General features: G+C 71.5%; 16 protein-coding genes. 9 read left to right on the top strand and 7 right to left on the bottom strand.

The window, feature by feature from the left end; genetic code table 11:
• Positions 1–26 precede the first annotated feature (26 nt).
• From ACFY8U_RS30530 to ACFY8U_RS30500, 7 genes are all read right to left on the bottom strand, one after another.
• Entirely contained in the window at positions 27–2912 is a 2886-nt protein-coding gene (locus ACFY8U_RS30530; protein WP_389575480.1) for a glycoside hydrolase family 2 TIM barrel-domain containing protein, read from the bottom strand.
• A gap of 115 nt (positions 2913–3027) precedes the next feature.
• A complete protein-coding gene (locus ACFY8U_RS30525; protein WP_389575711.1) occupies positions 3028–4005 on the bottom strand; it encodes a hydroxyacid dehydrogenase in 978 nt (325 codons plus the stop codon).
• An 86-nt stretch (positions 4006–4091) separates the two neighbouring features.
• Positions 4092–5027, bottom strand: coding sequence for a carbohydrate ABC transporter permease (locus ACFY8U_RS30520; RefSeq protein WP_389575479.1), 936 nt, complete (start codon positions 5025–5027; stop codon positions 4092–4094).
• Positions 5024–6010 carry a carbohydrate ABC transporter permease gene (locus ACFY8U_RS30515; protein ID WP_389575478.1) on the bottom strand — a complete coding sequence of 329 codons (987 nt, stop codon included), beginning with the start codon at positions 6008–6010 and terminating at the stop codon, positions 5024–5026. Before ACFY8U_RS30515 ends, ACFY8U_RS30520 begins: the two co-directional genes overlap by 4 nt.
• A gap of 88 nt (positions 6011–6098) precedes the next feature.
• The gene (locus ACFY8U_RS30510; protein WP_389575477.1) at positions 6099–7406 is read right to left on the bottom strand and encodes an ABC transporter substrate-binding protein; all 1308 of its coding nucleotides are present in this window, start codon (positions 7404–7406) and stop codon (positions 6099–6101) included.
• A 126-nt stretch (positions 7407–7532) separates the two neighbouring features.
• Positions 7533–8624, bottom strand: a complete 1092-nt coding sequence (locus ACFY8U_RS30505; RefSeq protein ID WP_389575476.1) for a substrate-binding domain-containing protein — start codon at positions 8622–8624, stop codon at positions 7533–7535.
• A gap of 178 nt (positions 8625–8802) precedes the next feature.
• Positions 8803–9252, bottom strand: coding sequence for an SMI1/KNR4 family protein (locus ACFY8U_RS30500; protein WP_389575475.1), 450 nt, complete (start codon positions 9250–9252; stop codon positions 8803–8805).
• 384 nt (positions 9253–9636) lie between these two features.
• Between ACFY8U_RS30500 and ACFY8U_RS30495 the strand changes: the two genes are divergently transcribed.
• The 9 genes from ACFY8U_RS30495 (at position 9637) to ACFY8U_RS30455 (ending at position 18388) form a co-directional block, all read left to right on the top strand.
• Complete coding sequence (locus ACFY8U_RS30495; protein ID WP_389575474.1) at positions 9637–11412, top strand: hydrogenase maturation protein; 1776 nt, start codon at positions 9637–9639, stop codon at positions 11410–11412.
• 58 nt (positions 11413–11470) lie between these two features.
• The gene (locus ACFY8U_RS30490; RefSeq protein WP_361598100.1) at positions 11471–12553 is read left to right on the top strand and encodes a hydrogenase expression protein HypE; all 1083 of its coding nucleotides are present in this window, start codon (positions 11471–11473) and stop codon (positions 12551–12553) included.
• 105 nt (positions 12554–12658) lie between these two features.
• Complete coding sequence (locus ACFY8U_RS30485) at positions 12659–14443, top strand: nickel-dependent hydrogenase large subunit (protein ID WP_361433696.1); 1785 nt, start codon at positions 12659–12661, stop codon at positions 14441–14443.
• Positions 14440–15027 carry a hypothetical protein gene (locus ACFY8U_RS30480; protein WP_389575473.1) on the top strand — a complete coding sequence of 196 codons (588 nt, stop codon included), beginning with the start codon at positions 14440–14442 and terminating at the stop codon, positions 15025–15027. Before ACFY8U_RS30485 ends, ACFY8U_RS30480 begins: the two co-directional genes overlap by 4 nt.
• Entirely contained in the window at positions 15024–15680 is a 657-nt protein-coding gene (locus ACFY8U_RS30475) for a DUF5947 family protein (RefSeq protein ID WP_361673143.1), read from the top strand. The genes ACFY8U_RS30480 and ACFY8U_RS30475 overlap by 4 nt, the downstream gene beginning before the upstream one ends.
• Positions 15677–16315, top strand: coding sequence for a DUF6084 family protein (locus ACFY8U_RS30470; RefSeq protein WP_361598112.1), 639 nt, complete (start codon positions 15677–15679; stop codon positions 16313–16315). The genes ACFY8U_RS30475 and ACFY8U_RS30470 overlap by 4 nt, the downstream gene beginning before the upstream one ends.
• Positions 16312–17709: a hypothetical protein gene (locus ACFY8U_RS30465; RefSeq protein WP_389575472.1), complete on the top strand. Its 1398-nt coding sequence runs from the start codon at positions 16312–16314 to the stop codon at positions 17707–17709. The genes ACFY8U_RS30470 and ACFY8U_RS30465 overlap by 4 nt, the downstream gene beginning before the upstream one ends.
• Positions 17706–18251 carry a hydrogenase maturation protease gene (locus ACFY8U_RS30460; RefSeq protein ID WP_389575471.1) on the top strand — a complete coding sequence of 182 codons (546 nt, stop codon included), beginning with the start codon at positions 17706–17708 and terminating at the stop codon, positions 18249–18251. Before ACFY8U_RS30465 ends, ACFY8U_RS30460 begins: the two co-directional genes overlap by 4 nt.
• Complete coding sequence (locus tag ACFY8U_RS30455; RefSeq protein ID WP_389575470.1) at positions 18248–18388, top strand: DUF6893 family small protein; 141 nt, start codon at positions 18248–18250, stop codon at positions 18386–18388. The genes ACFY8U_RS30460 and ACFY8U_RS30455 overlap by 4 nt, the downstream gene beginning before the upstream one ends.
• Positions 18389–18482: the final 94 nt, after the last annotated feature.

Below are 18482 nucleotides of genomic sequence, written 5' to 3'. Positions count from 1 at the left end.
TGTGCGGGCTGTGCTGCCGGGTCCGCTCAGAGAGCACGGAGGACCAGTCGGAGTGCCACGGGTCCCGCGCCCAGCGCGTGCTGGGGCAGCGGACCCGGACCGCAGGACGCGGTCCCGATGCCGTGGTGCGCCACGTCGATGTTGACGTGCACCCGGTCGCCGGGCACCAGGTCGGCGGTGTGCCGTGCGGCATCCAGTTCCGCACTCGTCCAGCGGCGGACCGTGAGGTCGTACGAGGGAAGGCCGCCGATCAGCAGTCCGCCGCGAGCGCCGGTGAGCAGGGCCCGCCGGACCGCCCGCCGGTTGCCGTTCTCCTGCGGCCGGACGTAAGGGGTCTGCAGCGCGTCGACCGTGTGCCGGTAGCGGCCGAGCCGCGCCGCCGCCGTCGTGTCCCGGTACGCCTCACCGGGCCCGAGGCCGTACCAGTCGACCGTGTCGATCCAGCCGGGCAGGGAGAAGCCGAGGCCGATCCTGGGCAGCGGACAGGGCCACTCGCCCTCGGGAGCGATGCCGGCGTCCAGCCACAACGACCGGCCGTCCGAACGCCAGTGGTAGGTGGCGCACACCGCGTGGTCGGCCCCGGCGGGCGCCGTCCGTGTGCGTACCGTCAGTCCCTCGCCCGTCGCCGCGACGTCGAGCACCTTGGTGGTGAGCCGGTGCAGACCGGCGGCGCGCCAGCGGTCGGCGACCCGGTCGCCGAGCAGGTCGCTGTCGGTCGGCGCCCGCCACAGGTCGAGCCGGAGCGCTCCGACGCCGAGCCCCCCGACGGCGAGCAGCCGCCCGTGGTGGGCGTCGAACGCGGCAGGTCCGAGGGTGAGCCGGCCTCCGCCGCCCGATACCGCCGGAAGGACGCGGCCAGGTTCCGGGGCCGGTGCGGCGGGGGCGAGGACGGTCTGACCCCACGCGATCTCGTGGCCCGCCGGTGCCCAGGGCTCGGCGGCGGCGAGCTCGGCGACGACCGTCAGGGCACGCTCGGCGTCCTTGCACGGCGGAAGCTCCGGCAGAGGAAGGTCCGCACGCTCGCCGGGCGCGAGGACCGGGACGTCGAACACGCCGTCTCCGACGCGTTCGCCGTCGTCCTCGGCCCACCACCGGAAGCGCAGATGAGCCGTGTCCCGGAAGTCATGGCCGTTGCGTACCTCGACGGCCTCCCCGTCCACGCCGAAGCCGATCGTGACCGGCTCGACGACCTTCTTGTACTCGAGCAGTCCGGGGGAGGGCCTGCGGTCGGGGAGGACCAGGCCGTCCGCGACGAAGTTGCCGTCGTGCACCGGCTCGCCGAAGTCGCCGCCGTAGGCGTGGAACACCCGCCCGTCCGCGGTGCGCCGCGCGATGCCGTGATCGATCCACTCCCAGACGAAGCCGCCCTGGAGCCGCGGGAAGGTCTCGAAGAGGCGCTGGTACTCGCTCAGTCCCCCTGGCCCGTTGCCCATGGCGTGGGCGTACTCGCACAGGATGAACGGCAGCCCGCGCCGGTGCGCGTCGAGCGACGGGTCCCGCGTCGGTGGTTCCTCGCCCCGGCCGATCAGCTCGGTCTCGGCGTGGTCGGCGTACATTCGGCTGTAGACGTCGACGTAGCCGCTGTCCCGGTCGCCCTCGTAGTGGACGGGGCGCGAGGGGTCGCGCGTGCGGGCCCACTCGGCCATCGCCGCGAGATTGTCCCCGGTGCCGCTCTCGTTGCCGAGCGACCACATGAGGACGCTCGGATGGTTCTTGTCGCGCTCGACGACCCGCCGCATCCGGTCGAGCATGGCCTCCCGCCACCGCTCGTCGTCGCTCGGGTTGCCGCGCCAGCCGACCTGCTCGAAGCCGTGGGTCTCCAGGTCGCACTCGTCGACCACCCACAGCCCGTACTCGTCGCACAGGGCGAGGAAGTCGCTGCTCGGCGGGTAGTGGCTGGTGCGCACCGCGTTGATGTTGTGCCGCTTCATGAGCAGCACGTCGCGCAGCATCGTCTCGTACGAGAGCGTCCGGCCGGTCTCCGGATCCCACTCGTGCCGGTTGACACCGCGCAGCAGCAGGGCACGGCCGTTCGCCTTCAGCAGGCCGTCCTCGACGACGACCCGCCGGAAGCCGATACGCACCGGGATCCGCTCGCCGGCCGCGGTCAGCTCGCCCTCGTACAGGCGCGGCTGCTCGGCGTTCCACGGCTCGACGTGCGCGAAGGTGTGCGGGCCCGCGGGGTCGGCGTCGGCGAGGCCGAGTTCCGGTACGGAGAGCCTGGCCGGGCCCGAGGTGTCGACGGACAGGGTGCCGGTGCCGGAGACGTGGTCGTAGTCCGCGTGGACGAAGAAGTCCTCGACGCAGCCCTCGGGCCGGGACAGCAGCTGTACGGGACGGAAGATGCCGGACAGCCACCACATGTCCTGGTCCTCCAGATAGCTGCCGGCCGACCACTGGTGGACGCGGACGGCGAGGACGTTGCGGCCCGGCCGCAGCGCGTCCGTCGCGTCGAACTCGGTGGGGACGCGGCTGCCCTTGCCGTCGCCGAGGCGGACGCCGTTCAGCCAGACGGCGAAGCACGAGTCGACGCCCTCGAAGCGCAGCACGCCGCGTCCCGCGGGCCACCCGTCGGGGAGCGTGAAGTCCCTGCGGTACTCGCCCGTCGGGTTCTCGTCGGGCACCCGCGGAGGGTCGAGGGGGAAGGGGTAGGTGACGTTGGTGTACGCGGGGGAGCCGACGCCCTGGAGCTGCCAGCAGGAGGGCACCGGCAGCCGGTCCCAGGTGGCGTCGTCGAACGCGGGGTCCTCGAACCCCGCGGTGAGGTCCGCGAGCCCGGTGGCGGCCCGGAACCGCCACGCGCCGTCCAGACCGACGGCCGGGGCGTCCGAGCGGAAGGCGGCCCGCGGCGCCAGCCGGCCGGTGCCGGGGGAGCGGTCCTCGACGTAGCGGGTTTCGTGCGGCTGGTGCATGGCGGTTCCTGTGGGGTCTTCGGGCCGGGCTGCGGCTGGGGTCGTCGGGCCGGGCGGCGGCTGTGGGGCCGGGCGGCGGGCGGCGGCCACCGCAGCCCGGCCCGGACAGGGGGCGTCAGGCCGAGCGGGTGAGCTCGTCGGGGCCCACGCCATGGGCGAGGGGCCGACCCTCGGCGTAGCGCTCCACCTCGTCGGTCGCCCAATGAGCCATCCGTACGAGCTCGTTGCCGAGCGAACCGGCGATGTGCGGGGTGAGCAGCACGTTGGGCAGCGTGTACAGCGGCGAACCGGGAGGCAGCACCTCGGGCTCCGTGACGTCGAGCACGGCGTGGATCCGGCCGGCCAGCAGCTCGTCGGTGAGCGCCTCGGTGTCGACGAGGGAGCCGCGGGCGGTGTTGATGAGCGTGGCACCGTCCCGCAGCAGCCCCAGCCGCCGCCGGTCGAACATGTGCCGTGTCTCCGGGAGCTGCGGAGCGTGGATGGAGACCACGCTGCTGCGCCGCACGAGTTCGTCGAGACCGACGGAGCGCGCGCCGAGCGCCTCGGCCTCGTCCGCCTCCACGTACGGGTCGTACAGCAGGACCTCGAAGTCGAAGGGGCGCAGGAGCTGCAGCACGCGGCGGCCGATCCGGGACGCGCCGACGACGCCCACGGTACGGCGGTGGTTGCCGTGGCCGGCGAAGTACGGCAGCAGGGGCACCTGGTCGCGGGCCTCCCGGTAGACCCGGGCGCTGTCGAGGATCCGCTTGCCGGTGAACAGGATCGCGGCGAGGGTGAACTCGGCGACCGGCAGGGCGTTGGCCCCGGCCGCGGTGGACACGGCGATGCCGCGCTCCCACACGGCCTCGGTGACATGGTGCTTGACGGACCCTGCGGCATGGATGACGGCCCGCAGCCGGGGCATCGCGCGCACCGCGTCCGCGGTGAGCAGCGGGGCGCCCCAGTGGGTGAAGAGCACTTCGGTGTCGGCGAGCGCTGCCGGGTCCGCGTCGCCGAAGTCGCTGACGAACCTGTCGGTGTCCACGGCCGCGACGCCCGCCAGCCGGTCGAGGGCGCCTTCGGCGAGCAGCTGGGCGTGGATCGCGGCGCCCATGGCCAGCAGGGTGCGCGGGCGATGCGCGGAGGCCGCCGGGTTCGTGTGGCCGTCGTCGAGGACGGAGCCTTCCGGTACGGACACGGTCACTTCACCGCGCCCGAGGTGAGGCCCGAGCGCCAGAAGCGCTGCAGACAGATGAAGGCGACGATGAGCGGGACGACGGCCACGAGCGAACCGGTGATCACGAGGGAGTAGAACTCGGGCTGGAGCTGTGTGGTGCTGTTCCACATGAACAGACCGAGGTTGACCGGATAGAGCTTGTCGTCGTTGAGCATGACCAGCGCGCCGAAGAAGTTGTTCCAGCTTCCGGTGAAGGAGAAGAGGAAGATGGTCATGAAGCCGGGCGAGAGCATCGGCAGCGCGATCCGCGTGAACGTGCCCAGTTCGCCGGCGCCGTCCACACGGGCGGCCTCCAGCACCTCGTTCGGCACGTATCCCTCGGAGAAGACCCGGGCGAGGTAGACGCCGAACGGGTTGACCAGCGCGGGCAGCAGCAGCGCCCAGTACGTGTTGACCAGGCCGACCTTGGAGGCGAGCAGGTACATCGGCAGCTGGATCACCGTGGCGGGGACGAGGAGGCCGCCGAGGACGACCCCGAACAGCTTCTCCTTCCCCCGGAATTCGTACTTGTCGAAGGCGTAGCCGGTGGCGACGCACAGCAGCGTCGAGGCGGCCGAACCGATCACGGAGTAGATGACGCTGTTGCCGAGCCAGCGCAGGTAGATGCCGTCGTTGAAGGTGAAGACCGCGGCGAGGTTGGAGAAGAGGTTGAAGTCGGCGAAGGCGAAGCCGTCGCTGGCGAAGAGATCGCCGTGGTCCTTGGTGGCGGCGAACAGCAGCCAGCTGACCGGCATCAGCATGTAGAAGGAGGCGAGGAGGAGCACGCCGTTGACGACGCCCTTGGAGAGCAGGCCGCCCGGGCGCTTCCGGCGGGGGCCGCGGCGCCCGGCCGAGGCGGCGGCATCGCCGGCGTGTGTCCCGGCGGCCGCGGGTTCCTGGATGACCGTGTGCGTACTCATGCCGCCTTCCACCGGTTTCCGATCTTGGTGACGATGTACGAGAGCACGACGCCGAGCGCGGCGAGCAGGAGGGACGCGGCGGCGGCGAGGCCGTAGTCGTGCTGGAGGAAGGCCGCCTTCCAGATGTACATGGTGGGCGACCACTCGGTGTCGACGGCGGCGGTGCCGCGCTGGCCGAGGAGCTTGGGCTCGGTGAACAGCTGGATGGCGCCGACGCAGGTGAACAGCACGGCCATCACGACCGCGGAGGCGATCATGGGCACCTTGATCTGCAGCGCCGTGCGGATCGGCCCGGCCCCGTCGATGTCCGCGGCCTCGATGAGTTCGCGGGGGATGGCCTGCAGGGCGGCGTAGAAGATGATCATGTTGTACCCCATCCACTGCCAGGCGGTGAGGTTCACGATGGACGAGTACACGTGGTCGGAGCTGAAGAAGTCCCACGAGCCGCCGGCGGCCTCGATCCAGTCGAGCACCGGGCTGAGTCCTGGGGTGTAGAGGTAGATCCACAGGATCGAGGCGATCAGCCCGGGGATGGCGTGCGGCAGGAAGAGCGCGAGCTGGAAGCAGCGCTTGGCGCGTGCCACGGCCGAGTCGACCAGCAGCGCGAGGGCGAGCGCCCCGCCGATCATGACCGGGATGTACAGCGTGCAGTAGGTGGCGATGTGCAGGAAGGACTCGCGGAAGCCCGCGTCCGAGAGCGCTCTGAGGTAGTTCTCGACACCGGTGAATGCCCGCTCGCTGCCGCCGAAGCCGAGTCCGGACGACTGCTCCGTGAACAGGCTCATCCACACCGCGTAGACGATGGGGGCCGCCGTCATGGCGGCGAAGAGCACGAAGAACGGGACGATGAACAGGGCGGCCGTGGCGCGCTGGTTGCGCCTGAGCTGTGAACTGCCGTTACGGGTGCGGCCGGTGCGCGGGCCGCCGGTACGGCTGACGCCGGCCGCGGGCGGGGGTGCGGCCTTCGCGAGTGGTGCTGCCACGGGTGCTCCTTGGCGGGTGTGCGCTGCGGGTCCGGGGATGGGACGACGGGGCCCGGCCGGGGTCAGGAACCGGCCGGGCCCCATCGGGTCACTCGGCGAGCTTCAGCCCGCGCTCCTGGATGCCCGTCCTGGCCTTGGCCTGGCCGGCGGTGACGCCGCCGGCGAAGCCGGACTTGGCGCTCGCGTCCTGGATGGCGGTGTAGACGTCCATCTGGTTCGGGCCCCAGGTCCAGCCGGGCACGATGGTGTCGACCTGCTCGGAGGCCAGCTTGTAGAGGTCCTGGCCGTTGAAGTACGCGGTGTCGAACTTCGCGGCGGCCACCTCACGCATCTCCGGGTTGGCCGGCAGGGCGCTGCTCGGCTTCGTCGGGTCGCTGAGCCGGGCCTTGACCGCCTCGCCGTCGGTGGTGATCCACTTGATGAACTCGGCCGCGGCCTCGACGTTCTTGCTGCCCTTCAGCACGCCGTAGGAGCTGCCGCCGTAGTTGCCGCTGGCCGGGGTGCCCCAGTGTGGCATCGGCGCGGCGGCCCACTTGCCCTTCAGGTCCGGCAGGTTGGTCTTCATGCCGGCCGCGGACCAGGAGGCGCCGAGGATGGAGAGGGTCTTGCCCTCGATCCTGGCCTTGGTCTCCTCCGGGCTCCAGCCGGTGTAGGTCTGCACGAGGTCGTTCTTGACCAGGTCGTCCCAGTAGGCGGCGACCTTCGTGGACGCGGCGTCGTCGACTCCGGGCTTCCACGCGTCGCCCTCGGTGCTGAACCACTTGCCGCCGGCCTGCCAGGAGAGCGCCGCGAGCAGGGCCGGGTCGGACTTGGTCATGTTGGCCAGGCGGACGTTCTTGTCCGCCTTCTTGACCTTCTCGGCGGCGACTCTGAACTCGTCCCAGGTCTTGGGGACCTCGATGCCGTACTTCTTGAACAGGTCCGTGCGGTAGTAGTAGACCTGCGGCGCGGCGTCGAACGGCACGGTCCAGGTCTTGCCGCCGAAAGTCACCAGGTCCTGGATGGCCTTGGGGAACTTCTCCTTGACGGTGTCACCGGCGTGCTCCGTGAGATCGACGAGGTTTCCCTGGCTCGCGAACTCCGGGACCATCTGGTACTCGATGGTCGCCACGTCGGGCGCGTTGCCCGCCTTCACCCCGTTGGCCAGCTTGCCGTAGCCCTCCGCGCCACCGGGGATCTCGGTGAACTTGACCTGGATGTCCTTGTGGGTCCGGTTGAACTCGTCGACCGTGGCCTTGGCGCCACCTGTCCAGGTCCAGTACGTCAGGGTGACCGGCTTGCCGTCGGAGGCGGCGTCGGACGAGCCGTCGCCGCCACCGCACGCGCTGGCGAACAGGCCGAGAGCGGCGAGGGTGGCGGTGGCGGCTATACGGAACGAACGTGAACTGCGCGACATGGCACGGCTCCTACGGAAACCTCGATGGGGAGAGAGGCGAACGAGGCATATCTTTTTCGCCAACTCGATCACCGTCAAGAGCAAACGCGCAAGACAATCAAAATGATCGAGTCACGATCAACATGATCACTCGGCGTTCGGAGGCTCCTGGAGGGCTCCGCACGAGGCCCGAATCCTCAACTTCGGCAGCAGGTCCACGTGTTGGCGCGGCTCCGGTTCCCTGCCCGCGCTCCGCTCGGCCAGCCGCTGGAGCAGCAGCTTCGCCGCCAGCTCGCCGACCGCCTGCTTCGGCGGGGCGATCGCCGTCAGCGGTACGTCCGCCAGCGCGGCCACCTCGTCCTCGTACGCGATCAGCGCGAGGTCCTCGGGAACGCTGATGCCGCGTGCCTGCAGCCGGGGGACCAGTACGATCGCGTCCTCGTCGCTGTGCACCAGAGCCGCCGTGACGCCGTGCCGCTCGACGGCCTCGACGAGGTACTCCGCGACCTCGTCGTACTCCTTTCCCGGCGTGCGGACGGACGGTGAGCCCGGGACGGTCTCCAGACCCAGCGACCGCACCGCGTTCGTGTACCCGTCCGTGATGCCCGCCGCGTGCGGGCCCTCCTGGACCACGGCGGCGACCGATCGGTGGCCGAGCGACGCGAAGTGGCTCACCGCCAGCGCGGCGCCGTGGGCACGGTCGGTGCGCACCCGGTCGAGCAGGGCCGCGGGATTGATGGCCGGCGCCGTACGCTCCACCAGCACGGTCGGCGCCTCGCAGGCCATCAGCCACTCCTCCTGGCCGTCGGCGGGCGCCCCGCCGAACCAGCTGGGTGCCACCAGCAGCCCCTCGGCGCCGCTGGTCAGCAGGTGCTCGGCCTGGACGGGGTCCTCGCTGTCGACGTACCCGGACACGCCGAGCACCAGCCGGCCCCCCTGGGCCTCGACGGCCTTGCGAGCCCCGCTGACGACGTCCCCGAAGATGTATCTGGTCGTCGGCACGATCATTCCGATCACCCGGCCGCCGGGGTCCGGCTCCTCCGCGCGTCCCTCACCCGGCCAGACCACCGCGCCGTGCATGCGCTGCACCTTGCCCTGGTTGGCGAGCGCGTCCACGTCCCGCCGCAGGGTCACGGGGGAGACGCCGAGCTCGGCCGCGAGCTCGGTGACCCGGATGCTGCCGCGTGCCCGGACGAGTTCGAGCACCCGGTCATGGCGATGGTCGACATGGTGTCGCATGGCTCCCCCTGGAGCGGTACGGAGGCGTCACCGTACGCCTTTGGCGCTAGCGTATCGATCGATTGCGATCGAATCGATCAGAATGGGGAGTGCGGAGATTGTGAAGGTACCGCCCGAGAACGGGGAACGGGAGCCGGGTGCCGGTACGCGGGGCCACTCGCGACGGCGTCGGCGGCGCTCAGGCGGGGGAACCCGGGGAGGTGAGGCCTTCGATGAACGAGCGGAAGTCCGGGGCCAGGGTCAGTCCCGAGTCGTCGTCCGCGTCGAACCAGGCAACGGACGGCTCTCCGTGCCGGCCGCAGGCGCGGTAGTCCAGGCCGATCCAGGAGTGGCCGTCCCCCGAGATCAGCACCACGTCCTTGGGCAGGCCCCATTCCTCGACCAGGTACGGGCTCTCGAGCAAGGACAGCGCCCGATCGCGGTGGCCGATGCCCATCACGAAGTCGAAGGGGACGTGGTCGGGAGCCCATGAGGTCGGCCGGCTGGTGGGGAAGGCGTCCCGCCCCGTGCACCACGGGCGGCCGTCCTGCCGCTGCGTACCACGATCGTCGCATGGGGGCGTATCCCGCCCGCGGGGGGCCGAGCGTCCGGGACGAGCGTGCCGGTCCGCACGTATCTGAGCAGCCACAGGGCGGTGGATCCCATCACCCGGACCGGACCGCCTCAGCGGTCCGACCTCTCCGGGACGTCTTGTCGGCGGTGCGCATCAGGGCCATGTTCGTCGCAGGGGTCATGTCCATGGAGGGGCCCTTCGCTCGGGAGACCGGCCGGCGCACGATGCCCTCAGTAGAAACCCTGACGTCGCGTCGGGGTCAAGCAGCGGCGTGGGACGCCCGGTCCGGCCGCCTCCGCCGTGCGCCCGCCCCGCCAATCGGTCGGACGCGCCCCTCGTACGGGTGAGGTGCGGGCTCCGTCGTCCGCCTCCGCCGCCCGTGGTGCTCGATGATCGCTGGCGGTCGGTCGACCCGCGTCCCCGGGGCCGTACCGGCCACCGCAACCCGGAAGGGACGCCATGCGCATTCTGCTCATCGCCAGCAGCTTCAACAGCCTCACCCAGCGCGTTCTGGTCGAGCTGCGCGACCGCGGGCACACCGTCCCCGTGGAGGTCACGCCCGACGGGGCCGCCATGCGCGACGCCGTCGCGCGCCACGCGCCCGACCTGGTCGTCGCCCCCATGCTGAAGGCCGTCGTGCCGAGGGACGTGTGGAGCGCGCACCGTTGTCTGATCGTGCACCCGGGGCCGGTCGGTGACCGGGGGCCCTCGTCGCTCGACCGGGCGATCCAGGAAGGCGTTGCCGAGTGGGGCGTGACCGTCCTCCAGGCCGAGGAGGAGATGGACGCCGGTGCCGTCTGGGCGTCCGTCTCCTTCCGCGTCCCGGAGGTCGGCAAGAGCGATCTGTACCGCAACGAGCTGTCCGACGCCGCCGTGACCGCCGTGCTCCTCGCCGTCGAGCGGGTCGCCGCCGGGGCCACGCCGCAGCCGCAGACCGGCGTGATCCACGCCCGTCCCACGCTCCGTCAGGAGCAGCGCGCGATCTCCTGGGGCGACGACACGACGGAGACCGTACTGCGCATCCTGCGGGCCGCCGACTCACAGCCCGGCGTCCGCGACCACCTTCTCGGCGCTGAGTGGTTCCTGCACGGGGGCCACGCCGAGGACGGCCTGCGCGGCCGGCCCGGTGAGCTGCTCGCCACTCGGGCGGGCGCCGTCTGCCGCGCCACGGCGGACGGCGCGGTGTGGATCCCCGAGCTCCGTGCCCGTACGGGTCCCGGCCGGCCGCGTGCCTGCAAGCTCCCCGCCACCCTGGCCCTCGCCGGCCGGCTGCCGAAGCTGCCCGAACTGCCCGCGCCGGCCGGACTGTCCGCGGCCGCCGAAATGCCCGCGCCGGCCGGACTGCCGGCACCCCCCGAACTGCTCGCGCCCGCACAGCCGGCACCGGAGGGCGGGCGGACCTGGTCCGACATCCGGTACCGAGAACAGGGACCTGTCGGGGTCCTGTCCTTCGCCTTCCCCGGCGGCGCGATGAGCACCGACCAGTGCCGCCGCCTGCTCGACGCCTACAAGGCCGCCCGGACGCGTCCCACCTCCGTGCTCGTGCTCGGCGGGCAGCGCGACTTCTTCTCCAACGGCATCCATCTCAACGTCATCGAGGCCGCGGCCGACCCCGCCGCCGAGTCCTGGGCCAACATCAACGCCATGAACGACCTGGTCGAGGCGGTCCTCACCACGACCGACCGGCTCGTCGTCAGCGCGATCGGCGGCAACGCGGCCGCCGGCGGGGTGATGCTCGCCCTCGCCGCCGACGAGGTCTGGTGCCGGTCGGGCTCGGTGCTCAATCCGCACTACCGGCGCATGGGCCTGTACGGGTCGGAGTACTGGACGTACACCCTGCCCCGCAAGGTGGGCGCGGGCCTGGCGGCACGGCTCACCGACGAGGCCCGGCCCCTCTCCGCGGCCGCCTCGCTCGCCATGGGCCTGGTCGACCGGGTCGTCGACTGCGGCCCCGCGGACTTCGGCGGTGAGATCACCCGATTGGCCGTTCACCTGGCGTCCCGTGGCGGCGTCCAGCCGCGCATCGCGGCGAAGAAGGCCGAGCACGAGCGCCGGGAGTCCGTCACTCCCCTTGCCGCCCACCGCGAACAGGAGCTCGCCCGGATGCGGCGGATCTTCGACGATCCCGCCGCGGACTACCACCGGCTGCGCCGGGCCTTCGTCCGAAAAGAGGTCCACGGCGCGCGTTCCCCGGACGGACCAGGTGCGGGCGCGGCCGGACCGGTCGACTGTTAACAAAGACCTAGGCCCGGAATCGGGCCTTTGCCCCATCCCTCCTCAGGAGGCGCGACTCATGAGCGCAGCAACGCCGGCACCGGTCGAGGACCAGGGCGCCGCCCCCGGCAGCGAAGAGAAGCCGATCCACATCCTCTGGATCAACGCGGGTCTGAGCTGTGACGGCGACTCCGTGGCCCTGACCGCCGCCATGCAGCCCAGCATCGAGGAGATCGCCCTCGCCGGGCTGCCGGGACTGCCCAGGATCGCGGTCCACTGGCCGCTGATCGACTTCGAGTGCGGCCCGGTGGGCGGCGCCGACACGTTCATCGAGTGGTTCTTCAAGGGCGAGCGGGGCGAGATCGACCCGTTCGTGCTGGTCGTCGAGGGTTCGATCCCGAACGAGGCCATCAAGCAGGAGGGCTACTGGTGCGGCTTCGGCGACAACCCGGAGACCGGTCAGCCCATCACCACGAGCGAGTGGATCGACCGGCTGGCTCCCAAGGCCCTCGCCGTCGTCGCGATCGGCACCTGCGCCACGTACGGCGGCATCCACGCCATGGCGGGAAACCCGACCGGAGCGATGGGCGTGCCCGACTACCTGGGATGGGACTGGAAGTCGCACGCCGGCATCCCGATCGTGTGCGTGCCCGGCTGCCCCATCCAGCCGGACAACTTCGCGGAGACCCTGACGTACCTGCTCTACCAGGCCGCCGGCTCCGCGCCCATGATCCCGCTGGACGACAAGCTCCGCCCCACCTGGCTGTTCGGCGCGACCGTGCACGAGGGCTGCGACCGGGCCGGCTACTACGAGCAGGGCCAGTTCGCCACGACGTACGACTCGCCCAAGTGCCTGGTCAAGCTCGGCTGTTGGGGGCCGGTCGTCAAGTGCAACGTCCCCAAGCGCGGCTGGATGAACGGTATCGGCGGCTGCCCGAACGTCGGCGGCATCTGCATCGCGTGCACGATGCCCGGCTTCCCGGACAAGTTCATGCCGTTCATGGACGAACCTCCCGGCGGCAAGGTCTCCAGTGCGGCGAGCGGTGTGTACGGCTCCGTCGTCCGGCGCCTGCGCACCATCACGGCCAAGACCGTGGACAAGGAGCCGAAGTGGCGGCACACCGGCGAGCGCATCACCACCGGCTACCGGCCGCCCTGGTGACCGTCGCGTCACCGCCTCCGGCATCGGCGTCCGTACCCCGCCAGACCCCCCATCCAACCTGCTGTTCGCGAAGTCGAAGAGCTCACGAAGGGCACCACAACAACCATGGCATCTCCGGCGAAGACGACGGGTGACGGCTCCGGACTGGTGGAGATGGCGTGGGACCCCATCACCCGGATCGTGGGCAGCCTCGGCATCCACACCAAGATCGATTTCAAGCAGAAGCGCGTCGCGGAGTGCTACAGCACGTCCTCCGTCTTCCGCGGCTACAGCGTCTTCATGCGGGGCAAGGACCCCCGCGACGCGCACTTCATCACCAGCCGCATCTGCGGCATCTGCGGTGACAACCACGCCACCTGTTCCGTGTACGCGCAGAACATGGCGTACGGAGTGAAGCCCCCGCACCTCGGTGAGTGGATCATCAACCTCGGCGAGTCCGCGGAGTACATGTTCGACCACAACATCTTCCAGGAGAACCTGGTCGGGGTCGACTACTGCGAGAAGATGGTCCGCGAGACCAACCCCGGGGTCCTGGAGCTCGCCGAGCGCACCGAGGCCCCGCACGCCGGCGAGCACGGCTACCGCACGATCGCCGACATCATGCGCTCGCTCAACCCCCTCGAAGGCGAGTTCTACCGGGAGGCGCTGCAAGTCAGCCGCTACACCCGGGAGATGTTCTGCCTGATGGAGGGGCGCCACGTCCACCCCTCCACGCTCTACCCCGGAGGCGTCGGCACCATCGCGTCGGTCCAGCTCTTCACCGACTACATGAGCCGGCTCATGCGCTACGTGGAGTTCATGAAGCGCGTCGTCCCGCTCCACGACGACCTCTTCGACTTCTTCTACGAGGCCCTGCCCGGGTACGAGGAAGTCGGCCGCCGCCGCGTCCTGCTCGGCTGCTGGGGTGCGCTTAACGACCCCGAGCACTGCGACTTCACCTACGCCAACATGACCGACTGGGGACGGAAGATGTTCGTCACCCCGGGCGTCGTCGTCGACGGCAAGCTCGTGACCAACGACCTCACCGAGATCAACCTCGGCATCCGCATCCTGCTCGGCAGCTCGTACTACGAGGACTGGCAGGGGCAGGAGCAGTTCGTCACCCACGACCCGCTGGGCAACCCGGTCGACCCGCGCCACCCGTGGAACCAGCACACCATCCCGGCGCCGCAGAAGCGGAACTTCGACGACAAGTACAGCTGGGTCATGTCCCCGCGGTGGTTCGACGGCAAGGACCACCTGGCCCTGGACACCGGCGGCGGCCCCATCGCCCGTCTGTGGTCCACCGCGCTGTCCGGCCTCGTCGACATCGGCTACGTCAAGGCCACCGGACACAGCGTCGTCATCAACCTCCCCCGCACGATGACCAAGCCGGAGACCACCTTCGAGTGGAAGATTCCCCAGTGGAGCAACGCCCTGGAGCGCAACCGCGCCCGGACGTACTTCCAGGCGTACGCGGCGGCCGTCGCCCTGCACTGCGCCGAGAAGGGCCTGGAGGAGGTCCGCGCCGGACGCACGCAGACCTGGGAGAAGTTCGAGGTCCCCGACGAGTCCATCGGTGTCGGCTTCACCGAGGCCGTCCGCGGTGTCCTCTCGCACCACATGGTCATCCGCGACGGCAAGATCGCCAACTACCACCCGTACCCGCCCACGCCGTGGAACGCCTCCACCCGGGACACGTTCGGCACCCCCGGGCCGTACGAGGACGCCGTGCAGAACACGCCGATCTTCGAGGAGAACACGCCGGAGAACTTCAAGGGCATCGACATCATGCGCGCCGTGCGCAGCTTCGACCCCTGCCTGCCGTGCGGCGTCCACATGTACACGGGCAACGGCAGGACCGTGAAGCAGATGCACGTCCCCACCGGCCTGAGCGGTCTCGCCGGATGAGCGCGACCACCGCCGAACAGGCGGGCCGACGGGTCGAGGAGGTCCTCGACCGACTGGCGGAGAACGGGGACGCCGAGGCCTGCGCGGCGGCCGAGGAAGTCGTACGCGTCCTCATGGAGTTCTACGGAAGCGGCCTCGCCCGCGTCGTCGACCTCCTCGGCCGCCCCGCCGCCCGTCCCTCCGCCGACGCGGCGGGCGGGCAGCCGGCGGACCCGCTGGGCCCGCTGCTCGGGGACGAACTCGTCGCGAGCCTCCTCACGCTGCACGGCCTGCACCCCGAGGACGTGCCGACCCGCATCGACCGCGCCCTGTCCGCGCTGCCGCAGCCTGTGGAGAACGCCGGATTCGACGCGGCGCGCGGGGTGTTGCGGCTCCGTGCCACCGCCTCGTCCTCCGGCTGCGGCTGCCCCAGTACGCAGGAGTCCGTCCGCCAGGCGGCCGTGGACGCCCTCGCGTGCTTCGCCCCCGAGGTGACCGACATCGAGCTGGAGCCCGCCGCTCCACGCGAGCCGGCGCTGCTCCAGATCGGCACCCGTCCGCCCCTCGCCGGCGCGGACGGCCGCCGATCGGCCGCCGTCTCGTGAACGGCTTCCCGAACGGTACGGCGCGGCCTCCGCAGCCCACGGGCCTGCGCCGGTTCACGACCCCACGTGCACCGCGCGAGGAACGCTGCGAACTGTGCGGGGCCCGGCTGGCCGACGAGCGCCACCGGCACCTGGTGGACATCGACAAGCGGGCCCTGGCCTGCGCCTGCGGCCCGTGCGCGCAGCTCATGGACCGCTCCGGCGGCTCCCAGGGCCGCTTCCGGGCGGTCCCGGGCCGCTTCCTCGGCGACCCGGGGCACCGGATCGACGACCAGGCGTGGGAGTCGCTGCGGATCCCGGTCTCGGTCGCCTTCTTCTTCCGCAACTCCGCCCTCGACCGGCCCGTGGCGCTCTACCCGAGTCCCGCAGGTGCCACCGAGAGCGAACTGGAGGAGGCCTCCTGGCGGTCCGTGCTCGACGCCACCCGGCTCGCCGCCCTCCTCGAACCCGACGTGGAGGCCCTGCTGCTGCGCCGCCATGAGGGCCGCACCGAGTGCTTCCTCGTGCCCATCGACCTCTGCTACGAACTGGTGGGCCGCATGAGACTGCTCTGGCAGGGCTTCGACGGAGGCGCGGAGGCGCGCGCCGACCTCGACGCCCTCTTCACCCACGTACGCGGCCGGGCGCGCGAGCCGCAGGGGAGCCGGTCGTGACCGAGTTCTCCTTCAGCTGCACCGACGTCCGCGCCGACCCCTACGCGGCGGGCCCGACCCTCGTGTTCCGGCTGCGCGTCACCGCCTCCGGCGGAACCCGGGTCCACGCCCTCGCGCTGCGCTGCCAGATCCGTATCGAGCCCGCCCGGCGCGGCTACGACGACGCCGAGGCGGAGGCCCTCGGCGACCTGTTCGGCGAACGCTCCCGGTGGGGCAGCAGCCTCAACCCGGTCCAGTTCGCCCAGGTCTCCGTCATGGTGCCCGGCTTCACCGGCGAGATCGAGACCGACCTCGTCGTGCCGTGCACCTACGACACCGACATCGCCGCGTCCCGCTACTTCCGGGCGCTCTCCGGCGGCGACGTGCCGCTGCTCCTGCTCTTCTCCGGCACCGCGTTCACCGGAGCCGGGGGCTTCCACGTGGAACCCGTGCCCTGGGACAAGGAGATCTCCCACCGGATGCCCGTGAAGGTCTGGCGGGAAATGATCGACCAGCACTTCCCCGGCTGCGGATGGCTCCGGCTGCCCGCAGACACGATGGACGCCCTGCTCGCCTACCGGTCGCGGAAGGCCCTCCCGTCCTGGCAGGCCACCGTCGAGACCCTGCTCGAAGCGGCGGGGGAGAGGACACGATGACCACGGTCGCCTTCACCCCCGGCACCGAGGCGCGGTTCGCCGTCGCCCGGCACGTCGCCGACGCCGTCCTCTTCGAGGGGTACGTGCTCTACCCGTACCGCGCGTCAGCCGCGAAGAACCGGCTCCGCTGGCAGTTCGGGGTCCTCGTGCCGCCGTCCTGGAGCGCCGCGGCCGAGGAGCACGACTTCCAGCACACCGAGTGCCTGATCGAGCCCAGGACCGGTGCCGAACTCGCCGTGGAGGTCCGCTTCCTGCGCGCCCAGCGGCGGACCGTCGAAGAACTCCGCGCGGACGGCACCTTCGCCCCGACCACCGAACTGCGCCTGCCCGACCGGGTCCTGGTGGCCTGGGACGAAGGCGTGGAGGAGCGGGTCGCCCTCGTCGTCCCCGTCGGCGAACTGGCGGGCGACGGCACCACCCTGCCGTTCACCCGCCCCGCCGCCGAGGAGACGGAGGACGTCACCGACGCCGACGGACGCGTCCTCGGCCGGCTCGTCCGCCGACGTGAGGAGATCAGCGGCAACCTGCGGATCTCGGCGGCCGACCTCGACGGCCCGTACCGCGTCCAGAGGCTCTCGGTCACGGTGGAGAACACCAGCACCTGGACCGCCGAGCCGGGCGGGGACCGCCATGCGGCGCTGCCGTACTCGCTGGTCGCCACGCACACGCTGCTCCGCCTCGACGGCGGGTCGTTCCTGTCGATGACCGACCCGCCGGAATGGGCCAAGGGCGCCATCGCCACCTGCCGCAACCTGCACACCTGGCCCGTCCTGGCCGGGGAACCGGGGCGCGACGACCTGATGCTGTCGTCACCGATCATCCTCGACGACCACCCGGCCATCGCGCCCGAGAGCCCCGGGGCCCTCTACGACGCCACCGAGATCGACGAGATCCTCGCCCTGCGGACCGCCGCCCTCACCGACGAGGAGAAGCGCGAGGCCCGAGGGACCGACGCCCGCGCCGCGGCCGTGATCGACCTGGCGGACACCATGCCGCCCGAGGTGCTCGAGCGCCTGCACGGAGCCGTACGCAGCCTCCAGAGCGTCACCGGACCGAAGGAACCGGCCCGCGACATCCTCGAACCGGACACCCCCTGGTGGGACCCGGGCGGCGACACCGGCGTCGATCCGGGGCGCGACCACGTCCTCGTCGACGGCCACGCCGTCAGCGCGGGCAGCAGGGTCGTCCTGCGCCCCGGCCTGCGCCGCAGCGACGCCCAGGACCTGTTCCTCGACGGGCGGGCCGCGCTGGTCGAGGCGATCCTGCACGACGTCGACGGCGGGGTCCACATCGCCGTGACCGTGGAGGACGATCCGGGCGCGGACATCCGCCGCGAACAGGGCCGGTTCCTCTACTTCCAGCCGGACGAGGTCGAAGTGGCGGGAGACGCGTGAACGGCCCCGCGCCCGGGCGGGATGCCGCCGGCGCCCCCGCGGCCCCGACAGCTCGCACCCTGGTGGCCGGGGTCGGGAACATCTTCCTCGGCGACGACGGCTTCGGGGTCGAGACGGTGCGGCGGCTCACCCGGGAGGAGCTGCCCGCTCACGTCGAGGTCGCCGACGTCGGAGTCCGCGGCGTCCACCTCGCGTACCAGCTTCTCGACGGCTGGGACACCCTCGTCCTGATCGACGTCACCGCGCGCGGCGGCGAACCCGGGACGCTGTACCTGATCGACGCCTCGACGGCCGCCGAGCGGACCTCCGGTCAGGAACCCGCACCCCTCGACGGCCACCGGATGACACCCGACGCCGTCCTCGCCCTGCTCGACACCCTGTGCGCGGGGACCGGGGCCGCACCACCACGGCGGATCTTCGTCGTCGGCTGCGAACCGGCCTCCCTCGACGAAGGCATCGGTCTCAGCCCGCAGGTCGCCGCCGCGGTGCCCGAGGCGGTGCGCACGGTGACCGACCTGGTCCGCCAGGAAGCCGTCGTATGAACACCGAAACGGAGAGCACCATGACCAAGAACGTCGTCGGCACCGCAGCCGCCGTCACCGCCGCCCTGGCCGCCCTGGCCGTCGTGGTGGCGGTCCTCCCCGACATCCGGCGCTACCTGCGCATCAGCAGGATGTGACGCAACGCGGGATGTCGTCGCGGTTCGGGCGGCGGCTGCACCGAACGGACGACACCGCCGTACGATCCCGGCGCGCCGGGCGGCCGCCGCTGCC

It is taken from the genome of Streptomyces sp. NPDC012508 (assembly GCF_042902595.1).
Lineage (GTDB): Bacteria > Actinomycetota > Actinomycetes > Streptomycetales > Streptomycetaceae > Streptomyces.
This window is presented reverse-complemented; position numbering and strand designations above follow the sequence as displayed.